The following is an 18,461-nucleotide window of genomic DNA, read 5'->3' as shown; positions in this document are numbered from 1 at the left end:
ATTCCTTTCTATTGCTTAATTCTGCCAGCTCCGATAAGGTGCTGTTGCCAGTAGGAGCTTGTAAGGTCAGCGTAGCCTATCGGGTCGCCAGCGTGGTACATCTGGTTATTTCCCACATAGATACCGACGTGGGTTACATACGTTCCCGCATTGTAGGTACTGTGGAAGAACACCAAATCCCCAGCCTGTGCCTGTGAAAGCGGGATATGCTGGGTAGCGTCATACTGTGCCTGTGCCGTTCTCGGCAGATTGATACCCGCCTTGCCATAGCACCATTGAACCAGCCCCGAACAGTCAAAAGAAGTGTTAGGATTGCTCCCGCCGTACACATAGTCCCAGCCTTGATATTTCAGAGCTTCATTCATTATCTTCTGTGCCAGCTCGCCCGATACTTGACTGACAGTAAGATACTGGCTGACAAGCTCCACATAGAACATATTCCCGTACCCGTAACGCCAGCCACCATTGCGTGCGACAGCGATAGGGTTTGTGTAGGTGACTTTCTTCCCGCCAGATTTATCACGGGCGAAATTCTCTGCCAGCGTGAAGCTGTGCTTTTTTCCGTTCTTAGCCACATAGTCGATATAGCCACCGCCATAGTTATAGGACTGCACCACGACGTTTATATCCTCTATGCCTTGATTTTCTGCTGAAGAAAGCAGGGACGCAAAATACTTGCACCCCTGCTTGATTGAGCTTTCCGTATCAAGGGAGTTAGGCGGTAAGCCCATGCTCTCGGAACTCTGCATAACATCCTCGGCTGTCCCGCCACTTTCCACCTGTATGATTGCCAGCAGATAGGGGACGTACTCGGATATGCCGTATTCCTTTGCGTATTTCTCCACCATAGGCTGATGTTTCAAGACCTCTGCGGACAGGTTCATGCCCGTTACCCATGAGGAAGAACCACCGCCCCCGTCGTCGTCCTCGGCACTGATAAGGACACCAAAGAAAAGCACTATCGCAATAAGGAATGGAAACAGACTGCCGATAATGGCGAGATGTCTTAGTTTCATTTCCTACGTCCTTTCTTTGTGGTAGTTTTCTTCACGGTCTGTTGATTTTTCTGGTAATTCGTCTGTTTCTGCTGACTGGAAAGAGTACGCTCTGTCTTGCTTGTCTGCTCCACGGTACGTCTTACGGTCTGTCGCTGTCCCTGTGGCTGTGATACAGGGACAGAAGTTTTCTTTTCTGTACCAGAAGCAAGCGGACGCTCCTTGACAGGCTGTGGCGTGGTCGGCTCGGTATGTACCTTGTCGGTCGTGACAGAACGCTTGATTTCCTGTGCTTTTCCTGTGTCTGTCTTTGAAGCAGGAGAAGCGGTGACAGGTCTATCATGGGGACGGGTAGCTCCTGTTGTCGCTGATCCGTCCGTTTTTCTTCCAGCCTGCTTTGCTTCCTGTGCCTTTTGAAGTTCCATACGCTTATCAGCGATATTCTGTCTATGCTGTTGGAGCTTGTCGGCACGCTCGCTTTGTCTGGTTTCCTGCCCCTGCACAATGCCACGCTTGAAGTCGGAAACACTGGATTTTGCCTTTTCCTTTGCGGAGTGTACAGCATAGGCAGTCTGGGTCGGCATATCCTTGATATTCTCCTTGACAGCCGTTGCCTTGTCTTTGACCTTGTTTTTCGTATCAAGCACCGCACCTACCGCTGAACCAGCTCGGCTTCCAAAGGACGTATTGTCACGCTTACGGGTCGTATTGGCATGGGACTGTTTACTGCCTGCACTGGACAAGACAGAACCAGCCATTGCTCCCGTTCCAGCACCTACCATACTTCCTTTTCCGACAGCTCTTACCAATCTGTTTTCCATACGCCTAGCCCTGTGTCGCATGAACAGATACGGGCGACGGAATATCCTGCGTCCCATGCTCTGGCTGTCCCCAGCGTTAAGAGAGAACATACTCATAAGGTCGCCCAGCTTCATGTAGATACCCGCAAAGCAGACTATCTGTAAGAACGCAATCATAAAAAACGGGTAATCGGTGGATATGTTGTAGAACATACTGGAAATACTGAAAGCCACCGTGACAATGAGCGTTATCCCCGCCCTTGTCATAATCGTATTGAACACTCGCACGATTGCCTGTTTCGCCATATTCTCATAGCTGGGTATCATGGAGAGCAGGAAGCTGATAGGCAGGAACATAGCAAAAATGATAAATAGTATCTGGGAGAATATCATCATGCCTGTGAGCAGGAATACGAATATCGTTATCCCCAGATTGAAGATGAGCAGGAAGAACACCATTCCCAGACGGTTGATGACCTGCGGTATCGTCAGATTGTCATTGTCGTTATCCTCGATTTCCGTTTTCACCACGTCCTCACGGGTCGCCCCGTCGTCTGCTGACGGACTGACCGATACCAGAGCTTCCACACGGTCAGCCCCGATTTCCTCTATATCGCTGTTGCCAAATTGCAGAAGTAGCCACGGCTGTTGTACCTGTATGGAGAACAGGCTGTCCCTTATCAAGTCCACGCTGTCTTTTCCTTGACTGTCGCTGTCGGGGAGCATGATTTTTGTTCCCAAATCCAGAGAAGCGGTGCTTATATCACTGGAAAAATCGTTTATCTTCTTGATATAGTCGGGAGCGTAGGCGATAAAGGAAGCGGACACGATAAACACCACAACGAAGTTGATAACAGCGTGGAGTGCCTTGCTGGTTTCTCGCTTGATAAGTCCCGTGTAGGCAACATAGATACCCACGATAAGGATAATGAGAAGCAGGAAGCCCACATAGAAGCCCGTACTTCCAAAGCCATTTTCCGTTACGCCCGCTAGGGTCTGTATGCTTTTCCCGATACTGTCTGCCATGTCGTTGATGAAGTCCAGCTTATACGCCTGCTGGACGACGTACCCCGTGGCGTTGCTTAGATACAGGCTGATAGTCCAGATAAAGTTGGTGATACAGTAAAGCCCATACTGCACGCTCTTTCCGATACCGTCCAGCCAGTTCCACGGAAGCCAGCCCCAGCTATTGTCCACATAGAAGTCAAGCTGGTAGTTCTCCAGCGGGTACTGTGAATACAGGTTGTCCGCATTGACGGTATCATCTACCAGCCCAGAAGCGTGTGCCACCGTCCCTAAAAGGGAGAGCAGGGCAATGGTCGTCAGTACCACAATCAGAGTTATCTTGAAAAAACGAAAGAGCTTCTTTTTTGTCAGAAGCCCTTTATCCTATCTTTCATCACTCCACCTCGCTTTTTACGGGCGGTCTGGTATCAAAGGCGTGCAGTAATTCTTCAAAGACAGGGTGTATCTGCACCACGCCCACACGCCCGTACAAGTCTTGAAGCAGGCATTGTCCGTTCTCCAAATCACGAAGCCTTTTCTGGTTGTTCTCGTCGTCCTTGTCGATACCGAAAAATTCAAGGGTCTGCTTTATCTCGTTGATGTCGGTACTTCTAAAGGCAAACTTCAAGCCGATATTGTTTTTCAAACTTTCCTTTGACACGTCGCCAGAGGATTGCGTGACAAAGTACACGCCCGCCTGCATAGCACGTCCCGCACGCACCAGCTTATTTGAGAGCGTTTCTCCCTGTGCCACGTTGAGGAACGCCCACGCTTCATCTAAATCCACGATTTTAAAGATACTGCGGTCTGAATGAATGAAGTCTAAGGCAAAGGTGGAAATAACAATCAACATAGCCACGGACAGCAGTTCTATGGTCGTGTATTCCTCAAAGGTCGTGTCCTTGTCGGGAAGTACCAAATCTGCCACCTGTATGATATTGAGCTGATTGTCCAAGCTGATAGCGTTAGACACTGAACCGTCCGAGAACAGCAGATGTGCAAAGTCATAGTCCGTAAAGCTGTCGATATGGTCGGCAATATTGCGGGCTATCGCCGTGTCCTCTCTGCGTAGCTCGTCTATCACATGGAGCAAGCCTCGCTGATCGCTCTGGGTCACGGCTCGCACCGCTTTTCTAAGGACAGGGAACTTCTCGCCGTCCCTAGAGGAAATCCCCGTAAGGAATGTGAGAATGTCTATCGCCAGACTTTCAGCGTCTTTTACATTCTTCATAATGACGAACGGGTCAAGAAGCCCAGCATTTTCCTTATCGCTGGTAAGATTGACGATATTGATTTCATGGGCTATCTCTGGGAGCGTTTCTTTCCAGTTGCCACGCTCGCTTTTAGGGTCGAGAATGACAGCCTGTCCCCCAAAGAGAACGGAATAATAGACAATCAGATTGTTGCAGAATGACTTTCCACCGCCCAGCGAACCGACAAAGGCAGAAGCTAAAGCATTGGTGACTGTCCCCTTGATACCCTGTGAAGCAAGAGAGGGCTGTAAATAGACGTTTCTTCCCGTGTCCACGGAATAGCCGATATAGATACCTGTATTCTCGCCAAGCTGTTGTGTCGCCCCAAAGCCAAGCCCCGCCAGAAAGTCCGATTTCACATACTGCACATAGTCATTGATATAACGCTTGCTGGCGGGGAGAAATTCAGAGTGAAGCCCCAGCATATCCCCAGCAGGACGGACTAACTTTACATTGAGGTCGTCGTAGAAGTCCTTGACCTCATCACAGCGTCGTTTCAGCTCGTCGAGGTCGGGAGCAGACACACGGATAACGTAAGAAAGTTTATACATACTTTCCTTGCTCTGGTCGAGGTCGGTTTCCAGCTCGTCCACGCTGTCTAATGCGTCCACCACGTTTGAGCTTGTTTCGCTTCCAGACTGATAGGCGTGATTGTCCAAGTCTTTCAGCTCTTTCTTTTTATTTCTCACCGTGGAAAGTGCCTTGCGGTTGCCGACGATTTCTACATTCATAGAAGTGTCCACGGGAAAGGTGAACTGCTGTTGCTGGAAGTAAAATATCTCACTGGACGGAAAATCCAGCTCGCCCACAATGGCATTGACGGTAAAGTAGGATACGAAGCTCTCGCTGTCCTCATGTTCCAGTCGCAAGTATCGCTGGCTTTCCTCTATCAGACAGCGGGTCGGACGGATAAGGTCGTACTGCTTGATGAGCGTTGCCTTTTTCAGCTTCTTCTTTGGAAGCGAATATTCGTAGTCCTCATACGCCACGCCGTCCCTGCCGTAGATATGCTCGATAAGATACCCGAAGTCGTTCTTATCCAAGCGTCGGAACTTGAAACGGCGGGAGATTTTATTTTCCAGCAGTTTTTCCATTTTCATGTAGCGGTTGATTTCATCATCTGGCATGGAGATAAAGTCGTTCATCAGCGTATGGTTGACCTCATTTAGAAATTCCTTGAATGTCAGAAATGCCGATTTCTTCATGCTGTCAAGGCTCACTTTTTCCTCTGTCACAATGAGCTTGAAGCCGATAAAAAAGCGGTAGTCCACTTGATTGTCCCCAATCATGCTTACTAACGCTTCTGTCTGTTCATCTATCTTCTGTATCGCCACATCACGAAGTCGCCCCGTCACCAGCTTTTTTGACTGTTCCTGTATGCTTCTTACGGAGCTTTCCGTCGCTATCTGCAAGGCGTGTATCTTCCCCTCACGGCTCTGTGCGATAAGCTGACGGAAGCTGTCATGGACGATAAATTTCTGTTCCGCTGACAGAAAAGAATAGTTATACGGTATCAGCTCATAGTAGGCGAATACCTCATTGTCCTTGTTCCAGACAAGGTTGTTGTCGATATATTTAATCGGGAACATACATCACACTCCTAACCGCCGTGACAGGTTCACTGAAAACTTCCTTTTCCAGCTTCACGGCTTTTCCTGCATAGGTCACTTTTGGTCGCAGGGCAAATGTAATCTGCGATTTCAAGAAGCTGTAAGGCTTCTTGCCGTCAAAGGTCTTTTGGCTCATGAACCATGTGAGGGCGACGGGAATACCGAAGTATTTCAGAAACGCCCCCTCGATAAGCGATAACGGCGGTAAGTCCCCTAAGAGAATGACGGCAAACTCCGTGATGACAAACCACGTTATCTGGGTAAAGGTAACGGGAAACGGGAGAGTAAAGTCATTGATTGCGTATAAGACTTTCTCCACGTTCCAGATACCCGTGTAGCTCTTAATCTTCTTCAATTCGTTTCAGCTCCTTTCATTATCCCTGCCGTATTCCTCACGGCATAGAGGTATCCCCTTGTGGGATTTCTTTCAATGATTAAGGGACAGCCCGCTTCTGGCCGTCCCCGTAAAATACAAAAAGCTGTCAGTAGCGACCTTTACTGTCGCTGATCTGCCAGCTCTAATATGGTATCTCGCATATCCCTCGGCTTGTTTCAATGAATGTCCCCTCTATGGATAAGTCCCTGCCGTATGCTTCATAGTCGATATAGTTCTGCAACGGTAGCGGAATTTCACCCAATACCTGTAACTCGTCAATGAAGTAATAGGCAATATCGGTCATGTCCTCACAGTCTGGATAGAAATAAATGTCGTCCTTGTGTTCGTATACTTCTTCCAGACTTCCATAATGGGAAACAAACTCGTCCAGAGCGTCGGTGATATAGTCGGGAAGCTCACAAATCATCTCGTACATCTCATTGAGTTCTTGAATGGAGATATACTCCCCGATTTCAATAGGAAAGTTGTCGGTATCATGGACAGCATATTCCTCATAATAGCTGTTCAGCCCGATACGCTCCGCAACATCTTCCTCGTCGATAGGGAAAGAGAACCAATCCCCTACAAGTTCGCCCTCGTTGTACTTGCCAAGATTAGCGATATACACCCTCATGTCGTCAACCACAGGCACACACCTCTTTTCTACGGAAGCTCATAGATACCGTGGTCGGTTTCCACAAAGCGTCCGTTGTCGTCAAGGTACTGCCCGTAGGCTTCAAAATCGAAATAGCGGATAACGCTCTCACTAAGGGAAGTGAACGCTGGGTCGTTGTTCAGTATGTGGCGGGCAACGTCCGTCATGTTCTTACACCACGAATAATGAATAATGTCATTTCTGTATCTGTGCAATTCATCAAGATTAGAGTAATAGCACATAAGCTCCGCATAATCCTCTTTCAAGTCAGAGGGTAAATTTTCATAAGTAGAATACAGGTCATTGAGCTTTTCCACGGTGGTATCTTCCTGCACTTCATCAGCAAAGGGAAGCTCCTTGCCTGTGATATAGTAATAGTCTGTGTCTACATCAATTCCCAGCAGTTCTTCCACTTGTTCTGTGTCGATAGGCAGGGTGAACCAAAAGGCTCGGATTTCTCCGTCTGTCGGTTCTCTGGCTTCAATCTGCACACGCATTTCTTCCATGTTTCATCACGTCCTCTCTTGTCAACGCTTCCTGTATGACGGCATAAGGCACACCGAATACATAGCGTGAAAAATCTTCTAACTGTTTCTTAGGGTAGTCAGACAGGCAAAGGCGTTTCATCTCAAACCAGACTGTACGCTTGTAATAAGGCAGGTCAGAGAGATACGGACACCCGATTTTTGCCTGCATATCTGTAAAAATGTCTTTTTGTACCATTCCGTCACCCCCTTTCATTCCCCCTATGCCCGAACTCCCATAGGGGGACAGGTAAGTTTGCGTGACCGCAAACTGCTGATTGTTACGCCCCAATGATACGGTTGAACAGCTCTAACAGCACGTCCTTGACACCGCCGGCATTGAATACCAGCCCGACAGCGATTAAAGCAATCACAAGGAAGCCGATTAACTTAGAAAACTCTCTCTTAAATCCTAAGTAGATACCGATTACCACGATTGCCATAAGCACTAAGCTCTGGGCGTTGCTTAAAAACCAGTTGTATAAGTTCTGTCCGAAATTCATTCTTTATCAATCCTTTCTTTTTTGATTTCTTCCATTTGCTCGTCAGCCATTTTGCTGACCTGTGCGATACACATAAGGACGACACCGATACCCATTCCCAGCGATACCAGCACCAAGTCCTTGACAAGTTCTGCCATAGTCAAAATTCTCCTTTACTCTGTGACAAGTTCCTCTGTGTCCGCTGTCTGCTGTCTGATTATCTGCAAATGCTTTTCCGTCAGCTTTGCGTTGTCCTCAATCTCTTTCAGATAGCTTGTGCTGTTGCCAGCGTCTATCTTTTTCAGCATTTTCAGCGTAGGGGCGACCTGCCTGCTTATCCAGCCCAGCGTCCTTTCCAGAGTATACGGCTCTGGGTCTGTTGTCAGCTTGATAGGTGGTCGGTCTTTTCCGATAAACCACGCCCAGCGGTCATTGAGCTTCCAGTCTGTCTTTCGCTTCTCCGGCTCTTTGTCCACAAAGCGGATATAGTGATTGATGATAGAAAATGCCGTCTGTTCTGCGTCATAATGGGTCAGCAGTTCACGGACGGCATAATAAGCTCTTTCATCTTTCAATCGTATCTCGAAGCGGTTCTTAATCGGTGCTTCCTCAATCGGCACGCCCAGCTTTGCGTACTGTTCGTAGTTCTTCTCATAACAGCAGAAGTAGACTTCCGATTTCAGAGAACCGATATACAGCGTGTGTCCCATGCCCGCCTTGTCCTGCTCGTTGTGCTTCACCAGCTCGCCAGAAGCATAGGACTTGAAAGAACGGAACAGGGAAACACATTCCTCACGGTTGCATTTGGCGGTCAGATCTGGAATATCCAGTATGCCCGCCCTGTCGTTAATCGCAAGGTCAAGGCGTTTCATCACACCGCCCTCAACCAGAGCGTCCATGAGGAAGTCATACCAGCTTCGCTCCTGTGCCAGCAGATAGCTTTCAAACTGGCGACAGCCTTTTCCTTTCAGTTCCAGAAGCGTGCCTTTTTCCTCGTCCTGCGAAGTGTAGACGAACACATCACCCAGATAGTAATGCTCGGTGTACTTGTAGTGTCCGTAGTCCTCATGGAGCATATAGTCGATATTGAGCTTCAATATATTTTTGATAACGTGCTGTATATCCAGCGTGGGGAAACGGATACGCACATAGTCGAACAGCAGGAACATGGGAGCGTCGGGATTGAATTTCTCAACCGCTTCCATGAGCTTTTCTTGCATATCGTCCGTGAGCGTTACCTTGCCCGCTTCGATACGGTTCAAGTGTTCACGGCTGATACCAGCCATGATTGCAAGCCTTGTCTGGGACACGCCGTAAGATAAGCGTTTCTCTTTCAAGGCGGTTATAAAGGTGCTTTCATTCAGCCTGCATACCCCCAATCGTAAAAGTGTGATATTTTCCGCCGATTGTCACAGTCAGCTATGAGTGACTGAAAATCCTTATACCAAGCGGGATTTCCAGACTTTTTGACCGTAGTTTCCAGCGGAATTGTGCCCCTCTGTTAGATACCGAGGGGCTTCTTTCGTGGAGCAGGGCAAGCCCTGCTCCACAGGACGGCTTACACGGTCTGGGCCGCTTCGCTGACCGTTCCAGCCGTCAGTGGTTCAGCCTATCCTTGTCATGCCCGTATAAACTACGATAACGTCTGTATCGGCAGAAAGGCATTTTCTGACAATATCCTTGTCAATCTCATATTCATGGTATATCTGTCTGAAAAAATCCTTATCCACCACAAGAAACGTAAAACGGTAGTTGAAGCCATGAATGGAAAGCCATTCGTCCAGCACCACGGAAAAGAGCAACGGAAGTTTCAATCTCCCAAGCCCCGCTTCTGTCAGAATATCTTCCATATGTGCATGATAGGCTTCTGTCGGAAATTCCTCACATTTATCGTCAGTCGTGCCAGCGACACTTTCCAAATCCGCAAGGTAGCGGTCAAAGTCTACGCAGACACCCTCAACGTGCAAATCTGCAGTAGGGTCGCTGTAACCCATTTCTAAAAGTCCCATATATTTTTCAATTCTCCTTTCGTTCATCTGTTACGGCTTGCCTTGCCAGTGCAAGAGAGCCGATAGTCTGTAAAAAATCATGCCCCTTTGGAACAAGGGGAGTGTAAAACTCCGATATAACGCTCGTACCCACGTCACAATAGCCACGCCCTTTGATACGCTTCTGGAAGAACTGTTTCTTTACGTCGCTTCCGAAAAGCATACCGTAGCCAAGCTCGCTGATACGTCCCAAGCCCACACGGAAGTTGAAGTTATCTCTGATACCGTCGCTGAAATACTTTGCGTCGGGACGCTGGCAGGCGACAATGAGGAAATAGCCTGCCTGTCTGCCAAGCATGACGATTTTCTTTAGCTGGCTAAGTAGGCTCATGCTTTCCTTTGTCCCCAGCATTTCCAAGAACGCCACATACTCGTCAAAGATAAGGAAGCAGGGCGGTAAGCCCAGATAGGCATAGTTTTCGCCCGTCTTGTAGTCTGGGTGGCGTTTCATTTCCTCGCTTCGCTGTACCATTCCCTCATAGAACGCATTGACACATTCAATCATATCTTCTTTGGTGTGGTACACGTTATCCATGACCGTACCCAAGTCCGCAAGGTCAGCGTTCTTAGGGTCTAAGATGAAAAGCTGGGCGTTGGTCTGCAAGAGGGCTTCAATGATTGTCAGCAGGAAATAGGTCTTTCCACCGCCAGTACCGCCACAGATAAGGGCGTGAGGGAGTGCGTCGTATTCCCATGTGAGGTTCTTCATCAAACGCAAGCCCCCGTTTTCTGCCTTTACCTCGTCAATCGTGATACGGTTCGCTATCATGTCATAGAGCAGGGTGTACTCGATATAGCCGTCATGGAGCGTCTTGTCGGTCAGCTCGCAGTAAAGCCCGCTTTCCAGCTTATCTTCCAGTCTAAGGAGCTGGTCTTGATACTTTCCCAAAGAGATTTCACAGCGGATATGGAGCAGTCCCTTGTCCATTTGATAATAGATTTTAGGAAACCAGACGATTTTTTCCCTTGATCTGCTCTGCAGGTCAGTGAAAAAACCGCTGTCCTGTACGGTCTGGGCTTCATACCACTTATTGTCCAGTATCATGCGTGCCAGCTTTTGACGGTGTAATAGCTTCTTGAAGCTGTCATGGAAGAAGCGGTAATAAAGAAAAGCGACCAATGCACAAACACCAGTCGCTATCCCTATGGTTATGAAGTTGTATGTGGAAAGCGTCACGCCATTATCAAGCAGGCTGAAATGCTCCCAATCAGTACGCAGGAGCTGTCCCATGTTCAGTAGCAGGAGAACCGCCACGAACAGGAGCAGGAGCGTACCCGTACAGAAGCGGTACACAAGGTTCTTGTCGCTGGCTCTGATACGCTTTCCCTTGTATTTGTATAGGTTCATAAACACCCCTTTCTGGATATGGAAAAAGCGGTCAATCGTAAAGACCAACCGCTTGATTACTTATTTCTGATTTTCTACTATTTGTCCCCTGCTGATATGTGAGTCTGCTTTTGAGGTTGTGTAATTGATTATCTTTGTGAACCAAATCGGCAGGCTTGCGGAAAAAAGAAAACTCTTTCCCTGCTGTACTTGAAAATGTATATGCGGTTCGCTTGTGTTACCGCTATTGCCACAGCAGGCTATCTGCTGTCCCCGACATACTTTATCGCCTACATTTACACAAAAGCTGTCTTTTTTGATATGTGCTATGGTACTATATTCATGCTTTGTGTGCTGAATAACAATATAATTTCCTCTTACGTCAGAAGCACTACATAATACCTCTTGCTCCTCTGGGATAGGATTATCTTCAAAAAGATTTTTGATTTCAACCACTATGCCGTCAGCAGGAGATAAAACAGGTTTTCCGTAGCAGAAATAATCAGATACGGATTTCCCGTCTCCATGAAATGTTTTTCCATTTTCCTCAACAAAAAAATCATACGCATATCGTTGATTGCAGATAGACCAAGAATGGGAAGTTTCTCTGTTTATTCCGCCGTTTGCCACAGTCCAGCACCCCGAAAATGGGAGACTATATAAAGTCTGTGGTTTATAATTACGGATATTAGGCAGAAAAAACAAGTTTCGTACATATATCACGGGTATTCCAATCAGCATACCTATATTCTGAGACAAGAATTTCAAGGCGATTGCTGTTTCATCTGTGCTTTCTGTCCGTATCACAATAATAAAAGATAGAACAAAATCTACAATCGCCAGCAGAAAAAACAGATAGAATAACCTCAATACTGGAATATCAAGAAATGTTCCAAGAAAACCTATCAATCCTAGCCAATACATCTTTTTTATGATTTTTGCGAAAGTTTCCACTAATTATCATCACTCCTATATTGCTTCGTTCTCATTATATAGGAGCTTGAAAAGGCAGGCAATACATATCAGCTTTTATCTGTTTATTTTTTCTGCTGTCCATGCGGAGTATAAATGTCAATATAATTTTGTACAAAAATGATCATTTATGATGTACAATTATGTTCCTGTTCAATATAACTAGGAATACTTCTTAATATTAGGATTCCTCTTCGTTTGGCTTCATATGATCTTTTAACCGATAGGATTTACCCGTTATAGTTACCACATGCGCGTGATGAAGGACTCTATCTAAAATGGCATTTGCCATTACCGCATCACAGAAAACTTCATCCCACTCACTAAAATTGATATTTGTAGTTAATATCGTGCTTCTTTTTTCATAACGTCTATCTATCAGTTGAAAGAATAATTTCGCATCATCTTTATTAATTGGAAGATAGCCAAGTTCATCTATGATCAATACTTTATATTTGGTAAAATGGCGAAGTCGATCTTCCAATCTGTTCTCATTATTTGCTTTCTTCAATTGTTGAATAAGGTCATGACATTTGATGAAATATGTACTATTTCTACGCTTTGCTGCGGCGATGCCTATACTTACAGCCAAGTGTGTTTTACCTACACCACTATTACCTAGAAATACGATATTTTCACAATTCTCAATGAATCTGAGTGTCTCAAAATCCAATATCTGTTGTTTATTAATTGATGATTGAAAATCAAAATCAAAATCCCTTAATTCTTTATGGTGAGGAAAAGCTCCTACTTTAACCATTGATTTGATCATATTCTTTTCTCTATGATCGATTTCTATTTGGGTCAATTTAATCAATCCTTCAGTAAGGGATAGATTGTTCTTAGTTATGTAATCCAATATCTCATCTAAATTTTCATTCATTTGACTTAGTTTCAAATAATTCAGGTTATTTCTTAATTGCATATATGTACTACTCATTGTATATTTCTCCTATCAAATTTAAATTTTCCTTAGCTAGTTGTTTAATTTCATCCGAACTATCTTTAAAACTTACTTCGTATATTTTTTGATAATGCTCTTCATGATAATTGTATTTTGACTGAGATATTTGATGAATTGTTATGAGTTTTGTGTTAAAATGCACATGTATATAATCATCAAATATTTGTAGTTTCACTGTTTTACCAATATATTCTGGTGGTGCGGAATATTTATTTCCTTTATAGGAAAATAAGCTTTGTGAATCTACTTTTACTGGTTTAATGGTGATTTTATATTGATTTCTTATCTTTTCTTGTGGTAAGGGGGATAAGAAATCTTTTTCTTTTTGAATATGAAGCTTCGGAATTTTTCCTATTGCACTGTGCACCTGGCAATTATGCCTTTCATTAATTTCCGTTACTTTTTCATTCAGTTGTGCATAGTTTAATTTTCCATTATAGGCATATAGTTCATCCCATAATTTCATTGGTGCTTCAGCTTTTCCTTTACTCCATGGTTTTCCGGCAATACATGGTTTCACTACAAAGCCATAATCATTCGCAAATTGTTGAAACTTCGCATTGACCTTTCCACTCGAATATTCTGTTCTTGCCTCATCCATAACCGTTTTCATATTATCGGTTTTTAAAATGTCAGGCACACCACCTGCTGCTTCAAATGCCTGATCAAGATAATGGAATAGAGCACCTTGCTTTTTTGTAAGCGAAATAAAATTAACTTTATATCTTGAATAGGAATAAACAAGTGCAAAGATATTTAATTCAATAACTTCACCTGTATTTAAGGTATAATGCATATTTTCCTTCCAGTCTAATTGTGCTTCAACTCCCATACCCGTCTCTCTTTTGATTGACTGATGATTTGTAGTACTGTTTCTAACTTTACCATTCACTGTCCTGTTTGTTCTGCCATTAAAGTATTTATCGAATTCCTCATGTTGACTGATCCACTTTCTAAAATGTGAAGCTGAGCATTCTAATCCATGATTATCTTTTAGATACTGCCATAAAACTCTTTTATAAAAGAAAACTTGAGTATTTTGATTGATCAGTAAGTCATATATTATTTGATAAAATTTATCTAACTTACTTTTTCTTTCTCTTTTCTTTGGCTTAGTATAACCATTCATATATTTATCTATCAATCTTCTATCGACACCAAGCTCTCTGGCAATCTGTGATTTATTTATTTTCAATTTTAACTCCTCTACTAATACTTTCAATTTTGGTAAATCAAGCAAGCAATTAATCTCAATACTTGAATTGACTGTTAAATTCATAATCATAATATAACCTCCAATAAAAACTGAATTATTATATTATGTTGAATTGATTTTGTACATTTTTATATGATCATTTTTGTACATATTAATAGTAGCATTTATACGGAGCATGGTTCTGTGGATTTCCTGCGGGCTGACCGCCTTTATTTTTCAGCACAATGTCGTCTGCCTTGATGTACCATTCCACGTCTGCCCCTCGGTAGTTGGCGTTTGCCACCGTATCGGCAACAGGGTTGATAAGCTCCACCTCGGCATTGTACGGATAGTCCTTGACAGGTATTTCCGCTGGGATAGATACCTGTATCGTGCGTTCCTGCTGACTGCATTTCAAATCGTAAGTTCTACGCTTGATTTCCTCGGTGGTCGTCCCGTCCTCATTCTCCACACGCACTTCATGTCTAAGGGCAGAGAATTTCAGCACTCCAAACGTCTTTTCCTTATCTAATACAATTCCATTCGCTAATCTCATAGTCTGATACCCCCTTTACTTGCTTTCCTCGGCTGGAAGCATATCATCAGCCGTTAAGATATAGTTAGTGTAGCCACGACCTCGCACGTTCTTTCCCTCGGCGGTAATCTTAGGATTGATGAGCTTTACTTTCTGCTCATACTTGAAACGCTTCTCCCCAGCCTTTGCGGGAAGCACCACGATAATGTCGTCGGCTCTCTGAATGTCGGAATACAGGTTATAGCTTCTCGTCACGGGGACAAAGCGACCATTGACACGCTGTTGCTCTACCTCATTTTCTCCTGCAAACTCCAAGTTACCAAAAGTCTGTGCCATGTCAGGCACGATATATTTCAATTTCATGTGTTCATACCTCATTTCTATAAAATCTGTTGATTATCAATGCTTTTATTCTGGCTGGTGGTGTGATACCCGTAAGCCCCCAGACCGTCAAGGGCAGGTAAATGCTTAAAAGCACCCTTGACTGTCTGTGTGCTTACAGGTGGGTGGCGGACAAGCCAGAATAAAGGGAAGCTCCGCCGTTTCCATGTATCGGCGGGGAACGTGATTTCTTCATCATCATAAGCAGACCGTCCGATTATGAACGTCTACGCTTGATGAAGTATGTTCCTGCCACGCCTGCACCAGAGAGAATAAGAAGCCCTAAGAATAAGGCAATGTTTGTGTTATCGCCTGTCTTTGGAGCGTCTGTTGTCTTGCTCGGTGTATCTGGTGTGGTCGGCTGTTCCGGCTCTGTTGGTTCTTCCGGCATTTCTGGTACTTCTGTGATTGTCACCGTCTGCCCGTCGTCCTCAATGTCCTTATGCTCTGTAACCTTAGTCGGTTCGTCTGGATTGCTCAAATCGTATAATTCCTCAAAGGTCACAAGCTCTTTCCCGCCAAGCTCGGAAGCGTCGAATGTAAAGGCAATCTGTACTTCCATACTTTCACTGTCGGCAGTAAAGGTATAGTCATTCTCGACACGCTCACCATTGATGATAAGTTCTGCATTTTCGTCCTTAATCATCTGCCAGCCTTTGAGCTGATACTTTGTGCCGATTTCCAATCCGTCAAGGGTAACGGTATCAATGATTGTCACGTCTTTTCCTGCTTCAATCTCTTTCTTTCCGTCCTCGCTGGTCGCTGTGGTATGGATAGAGATGATACGCTCCGTGATAAGCACCGTCTGTCCCTCGTCGTCAATATCCTTGTGTTCAGCCACCTTTACAGGCTCGTCCTCATTGGAAAGGTCGTAAAGTTCCTCAAAGGTAACAAGGTTCTGACCGCCAAGAGAAGAAGCGTTAAACGTGTATTCTATTTCAATCTTCATTTCCTCGCTGTCGGCTGTGAATGTGTAATCACTTTCCACACGCTGTCCGCCGATAAGAAGCTCGGCGTTTTCCTCTTTCAACATCTGCCAGCCTTTAAGCTGATACTTCGTCCCTTTTTCCAGACCCTCAAGGGTAACCGTGTCAACGATTGTTACCTCTTTACCAGCCACGATAGACTTCTCGCCGTCCTTGCCTGTGGCTGTGGTATGGATAGAGATTTCTTTCTCGTATTCATCAGTAAGTGTCCCTAAATCAATGGTCACATTGTTTCTGGACACCACGATTTCAAACGGCGGGATAAGCTCAAAGCCTTTGTTGCCCTCACAGCGTAATTCCTCAATGATATAGGTATCGTAAATCAAAGCACCCTTGCTGTCGTCTGGCTCGCTTGTTCCAAACCAGATACCGTCCTCGCTGGTCTTTCCTGCATTGGTGTTGTTCTTATGGGAAGCCCAGTCAGAAGAAGTGGAGAACTGTCCGTTATCATCAGTTACGATAATGTGGCTCTCACCTGTGGTCTTGCTGGTGATCCTAAACGGAACTCCCGCAAGACGCTGGTGTGTGCCAGCTCCAATCTTGACACCCTCTAGGTCGCCACGCTTCACTTGATTGTAGATTGACGTGTCTGTCCCTGTAAGGTCAACGATTTTTCCGTCCTCTGTGATTTCAAATTCAATCGGTTTCGCACCCTCTGTTAGATAGCCCTCTGGTGCTTTGCTTTCCTCGATACGGTATTTTCCGTAAGGTAACAGGTCGGCAGAAGTAGAAGCCACGCCCTCAATGTCGGTAAGGATTGTCTTTACCACTTCATTCTTGCTGTAAAGTTTCCCCTCGACAAGTACAGCGTTGTCATTAAGGGAAATGATTTCAAATTCAGCGTCTTTCAAAGTCGCACTTCCTTGACCTTTGGTATCGCTGGTTTCTAAATCTCTTTTCTGGATTTTTACACCGCCACGGATAACCTTGTCTGATACATGGTACTGATTGCTTCCAGACAGTACGGCAATGTCGCCGTCCTCGGTAATCTGTGTAAGGTACATTCCCTTAATTTGTTCCTCGCTTCCGTCAGTCTGCATATATGCACCGTCAAGAAGATAGCCGTTAGGAGCTTTCGTTTCCTCGACCGTCAGCGTTCCTAAAGGAAGCACGTTCTTTCCGTCCTGTGTATAGAAGCTGTCCCCAGATACCTTGTATTCATCAGAAAGGCGGGAAACATAATGGATAGTGCCGTCGCTGTCCTTTTCAGCGATTGTCTTTGTCACCCATGTCTTTGTAGGCTCGCTGGGGAGATTGTCAGCGGTATAGTGTCCCGCATAGAATTTCCATGTGAACTCCGCACCCTCTAGGGAAGCGTCGCCCTGTGGAGCGTCTTTCTGTGTTTCCATGTCAATCTTGAAAAGCTCGATAAGGGTATCTGTAACCTTTGGCGTATCGGATACGTTCAAGGTCGCTGTCTTGCCAGCTTCCACATTTAAGGAATACACTGTATTGTCCACCTTGTAGCCAGCAGGAGCGGAAAGCTCTTTGATGTAGACTGTGCCAGCCTTTACTTCCACAGTATCAGTATTTCCGCTGTTATCCGTCGTAAGGGTGGCAAGCTGTTTTGTGCAGTCCTTATCAGAATAGACACCATAAGTCGCACCAGCGATAGAGTAAAGCCCGTTCCCATCGGTAATGCTGGCATTACTGGAAGTCTTTTTAAGGGTGGCATTTCCTACGGCAAGTTTCGCCCAGAACTGTCCAATGTCCTGTCCCTCGCCAGAGTAGATATAACCGCCACATTCATAGCGTCCCTTGTTCTCGCTGGCAAAGGTTTTTGCCCCGGCGTACACCTCGTCCTGTATCGCTTTTGGGATTTCATCATAGGAAGCTCTGACGTTATCGCATTGCCAGCCCAGATGAACACTCAATCTCTGCCATACGACGCACTGTTTCAAAAGGTAGATATGCTGACTGCTCAATCCGCTGTGGCTCTGCACATACTGATTGACATACTCGATTGAGAGGGCAACATCTGAAATCTGGTCGTAGCTCATGCGTGTGCTTGCGTCGGCTCTGGTCTTGTAGCCGTTGCGGAAGTTAGTGTTAATATCCACGCAGAAAGCGTCCTCGCCCTCAACGGTCATGTGTCCCTCATTGAATGTCGAACCGATAGAACCGTCATTCATCACTTTTTCAACGATACCGACACGCTCGGCACTTTCTGTCCAGTATTGCTTCTCGGAAGCGTGGACTGCCGTTGTCGGCAAAGCGGTAACGATAGTCGCAAAGGCAAGGAAGCCCGTGGCTAATCGCTTCAATATCTTTTTCATAGCTTTTAAAATTCTCCTTTCGTTTGGGATATAGAAAAAGCCGTCCATTTCTGAACGGCTGGAAATAGAAAAGGAAC

Annotated in this window: 16 protein-coding genes and 2 pseudogenes; all 18 read right to left on the bottom strand. The window is 45.4% G+C overall.

Going from position 1 to position 18,461, the window contains the following annotated elements:
• Positions 1–8: 8 nt before the first annotated feature.
• Positions 9–1,016 (bottom strand): lysozyme family protein, encoded by a 1,008-nt coding sequence (locus tag ACGHJ8_RS02915; protein ID WP_087304650.1) that lies wholly within the window; start codon positions 1,014–1,016, stop codon positions 9–11.
• Positions 1,013–3,195: pseudogene (locus tag ACGHJ8_RS02910) on the bottom strand (CD3337/EF1877 family mobilome membrane protein). The gene ACGHJ8_RS02915 and the pseudogene ACGHJ8_RS02910 overlap by 4 nt, the downstream one beginning before the upstream one ends.
• Positions 3,195–5,642, bottom strand: a complete 2,448-nt coding sequence (locus ACGHJ8_RS02905) for an ATP-binding protein (RefSeq protein WP_373221535.1) — start codon at positions 5,640–5,642, stop codon at positions 3,195–3,197. Before ACGHJ8_RS02905 ends, ACGHJ8_RS02910 begins: the two are co-directional and overlap by 1 nt.
• Entirely contained in the window at positions 5,629–6,018 is a 390-nt protein-coding gene (locus ACGHJ8_RS02900; protein WP_070087533.1) for a conjugal transfer protein, read from the bottom strand. Before ACGHJ8_RS02900 ends, ACGHJ8_RS02905 begins: the two co-directional genes overlap by 14 nt.
• A 163-nt stretch (positions 6,019–6,181) precedes the next feature.
• Entirely contained in the window at positions 6,182–6,673 is a 492-nt protein-coding gene (locus ACGHJ8_RS02895; RefSeq protein WP_206407334.1) for an antirestriction protein ArdA, read from the bottom strand.
• 29 nt (positions 6,674–6,702) lie between these two features.
• Positions 6,703–7,200 carry an antirestriction protein ArdA gene (locus ACGHJ8_RS02890; protein WP_390541587.1) on the bottom strand — a complete coding sequence of 166 codons (498 nt, stop codon included), beginning with the start codon at positions 7,198–7,200 and terminating at the stop codon, positions 6,703–6,705.
• Positions 7,175–7,417 carry a hypothetical protein gene (locus ACGHJ8_RS02885; RefSeq protein WP_390541585.1) on the bottom strand — a complete coding sequence of 81 codons (243 nt, stop codon included), beginning with the start codon at positions 7,415–7,417 and terminating at the stop codon, positions 7,175–7,177. The genes ACGHJ8_RS02890 and ACGHJ8_RS02885 overlap by 26 nt, the downstream gene beginning before the upstream one ends.
• A gap of 82 nt (positions 7,418–7,499) precedes the next feature.
• On the bottom strand, positions 7,500–7,721 hold the full coding sequence (locus ACGHJ8_RS02880; RefSeq protein ID WP_010817890.1) for a hypothetical protein: 222 nt from the start codon (positions 7,719–7,721) through the stop codon (positions 7,500–7,502).
• Positions 7,718–7,858, bottom strand: coding sequence for a DUF3789 domain-containing protein (locus ACGHJ8_RS02875; protein WP_021374764.1), 141 nt, complete (start codon positions 7,856–7,858; stop codon positions 7,718–7,720). The genes ACGHJ8_RS02880 and ACGHJ8_RS02875 overlap by 4 nt, the downstream gene beginning before the upstream one ends.
• Positions 7,859–7,873: 15 nt before the next feature.
• Complete coding sequence (gene mobT / locus ACGHJ8_RS02870; RefSeq protein WP_390541583.1) at positions 7,874–9,079, bottom strand: MobT family relaxase; 1,206 nt, start codon at positions 9,077–9,079, stop codon at positions 7,874–7,876.
• Between the two features lie 225 nt (positions 9,080–9,304).
• Positions 9,305–9,709, bottom strand: a complete 405-nt coding sequence (locus ACGHJ8_RS02865; protein ID WP_390541581.1) for a hypothetical protein — start codon at positions 9,707–9,709, stop codon at positions 9,305–9,307.
• A 7-nt stretch (positions 9,710–9,716) separates the two neighbouring features.
• Positions 9,717–11,096 carry an FtsK/SpoIIIE domain-containing protein gene (locus ACGHJ8_RS02860; RefSeq protein ID WP_390541579.1) on the bottom strand — a complete coding sequence of 460 codons (1,380 nt, stop codon included), beginning with the start codon at positions 11,094–11,096 and terminating at the stop codon, positions 9,717–9,719.
• Between the two features lie 60 nt (positions 11,097–11,156).
• Positions 11,157–12,029 carry a M23 family metallopeptidase gene (locus ACGHJ8_RS02855; RefSeq protein WP_390541577.1) on the bottom strand — a complete coding sequence of 291 codons (873 nt, stop codon included), beginning with the start codon at positions 12,027–12,029 and terminating at the stop codon, positions 11,157–11,159.
• A gap of 199 nt (positions 12,030–12,228) precedes the next feature.
• Complete coding sequence (gene istB, locus ACGHJ8_RS02850) at positions 12,229–12,987, bottom strand: IS21-like element helper ATPase IstB (RefSeq protein WP_087298346.1); 759 nt, start codon at positions 12,985–12,987, stop codon at positions 12,229–12,231.
• Positions 12,984–14,296: pseudogene (gene istA, locus ACGHJ8_RS02845) on the bottom strand (IS21 family transposase). The gene istB and the pseudogene istA overlap by 4 nt, the downstream one beginning before the upstream one ends.
• Before the next feature lie 82 nt (positions 14,297–14,378).
• Positions 14,379–14,762: a YdcP family protein gene (locus tag ACGHJ8_RS02840; RefSeq protein WP_390541575.1), complete on the bottom strand. Its 384-nt coding sequence runs from the start codon at positions 14,760–14,762 to the stop codon at positions 14,379–14,381.
• A gap of 15 nt (positions 14,763–14,777) precedes the next feature.
• Positions 14,778–15,104, bottom strand: a complete 327-nt coding sequence (locus ACGHJ8_RS02835) for a YdcP family protein (protein ID WP_022087958.1) — start codon at positions 15,102–15,104, stop codon at positions 14,778–14,780.
• A gap of 235 nt (positions 15,105–15,339) precedes the next feature.
• Positions 15,340–18,384 carry an SrtB-anchored collagen-binding adhesin gene (locus ACGHJ8_RS02830; RefSeq protein ID WP_390540236.1) on the bottom strand — a complete coding sequence of 1,015 codons (3,045 nt, stop codon included), beginning with the start codon at positions 18,382–18,384 and terminating at the stop codon, positions 15,340–15,342.
• Between the last annotated feature and the right edge of the window lie 77 nt (positions 18,385–18,461).

This window comes from Massiliimicrobium timonense, from assembly GCF_042850985.1.
GTDB lineage: Bacteria > Bacillota_I > Bacilli_A > Erysipelotrichales > Coprobacillaceae > Allocoprobacillus.
This window is presented reverse-complemented; position numbering and strand designations above follow the sequence as displayed.

What these genes read in the sequence shown, in the direction of transcription:
- ACGHJ8_RS02915 (WP_087304650.1), bottom strand. Translation starts at nt 1,016, where the DNA reads ATGAAACTAAGACATCTCGCCATTATCGGCAGTCTGTTTCCATTCCTT.
- ACGHJ8_RS02885 (WP_390541585.1), bottom strand. Translation starts at nt 7,417, where the DNA reads ATGGTACAAAAAGACATTTTTACAGATATGCAGGCAAAAATCGGGTGT.
- ACGHJ8_RS02880 (WP_010817890.1), bottom strand. Translation starts at nt 7,721, where the DNA reads ATGAATTTCGGACAGAACTTATACAACTGGTTTTTAAGCAACGCCCAG.
- ACGHJ8_RS02835 (WP_022087958.1), bottom strand. Translation starts at nt 15,104, where the DNA reads ATGAAATTGAAATATATCGTGCCTGACATGGCACAGACTTTTGGTAAC.
- ACGHJ8_RS02890 (WP_390541587.1), bottom strand. Translation starts at nt 7,200, where the DNA reads ATGGAAGAAATGCGTGTGCAGATTGAAGCCAGAGAACCGACAGACGGA.
- ACGHJ8_RS02860 (WP_390541579.1), bottom strand. Translation starts at nt 11,096, where the DNA reads ATGAACCTATACAAATACAAGGGAAAGCGTATCAGAGCCAGCGACAAG.
- ACGHJ8_RS02830 (WP_390540236.1), bottom strand. Translation starts at nt 18,384, where the DNA reads ATGAAAAAGATATTGAAGCGATTAGCCACGGGCTTCCTTGCCTTTGCG.
- ACGHJ8_RS02865 (WP_390541581.1), bottom strand. Translation starts at nt 9,709, where the DNA reads ATGGGACTTTTAGAAATGGGTTACAGCGACCCTACTGCAGATTTGCAC.
- istB (WP_087298346.1), bottom strand. Translation starts at nt 12,987, where the DNA reads ATGAGTAGTACATATATGCAATTAAGAAATAACCTGAATTATTTGAAA.
- ACGHJ8_RS02905 (WP_373221535.1), bottom strand. Translation starts at nt 5,642, where the DNA reads ATGTTCCCGATTAAATATATCGACAACAACCTTGTCTGGAACAAGGAC.
- ACGHJ8_RS02840 (WP_390541575.1), bottom strand. Translation starts at nt 14,762, where the DNA reads ATGAGATTAGCGAATGGAATTGTATTAGATAAGGAAAAGACGTTTGGA.
- ACGHJ8_RS02875 (WP_021374764.1), bottom strand. Translation starts at nt 7,858, where the DNA reads ATGGCAGAACTTGTCAAGGACTTGGTGCTGGTATCGCTGGGAATGGGT.
- ACGHJ8_RS02895 (WP_206407334.1), bottom strand. Translation starts at nt 6,673, where the DNA reads ATGAGGGTGTATATCGCTAATCTTGGCAAGTACAACGAGGGCGAACTT.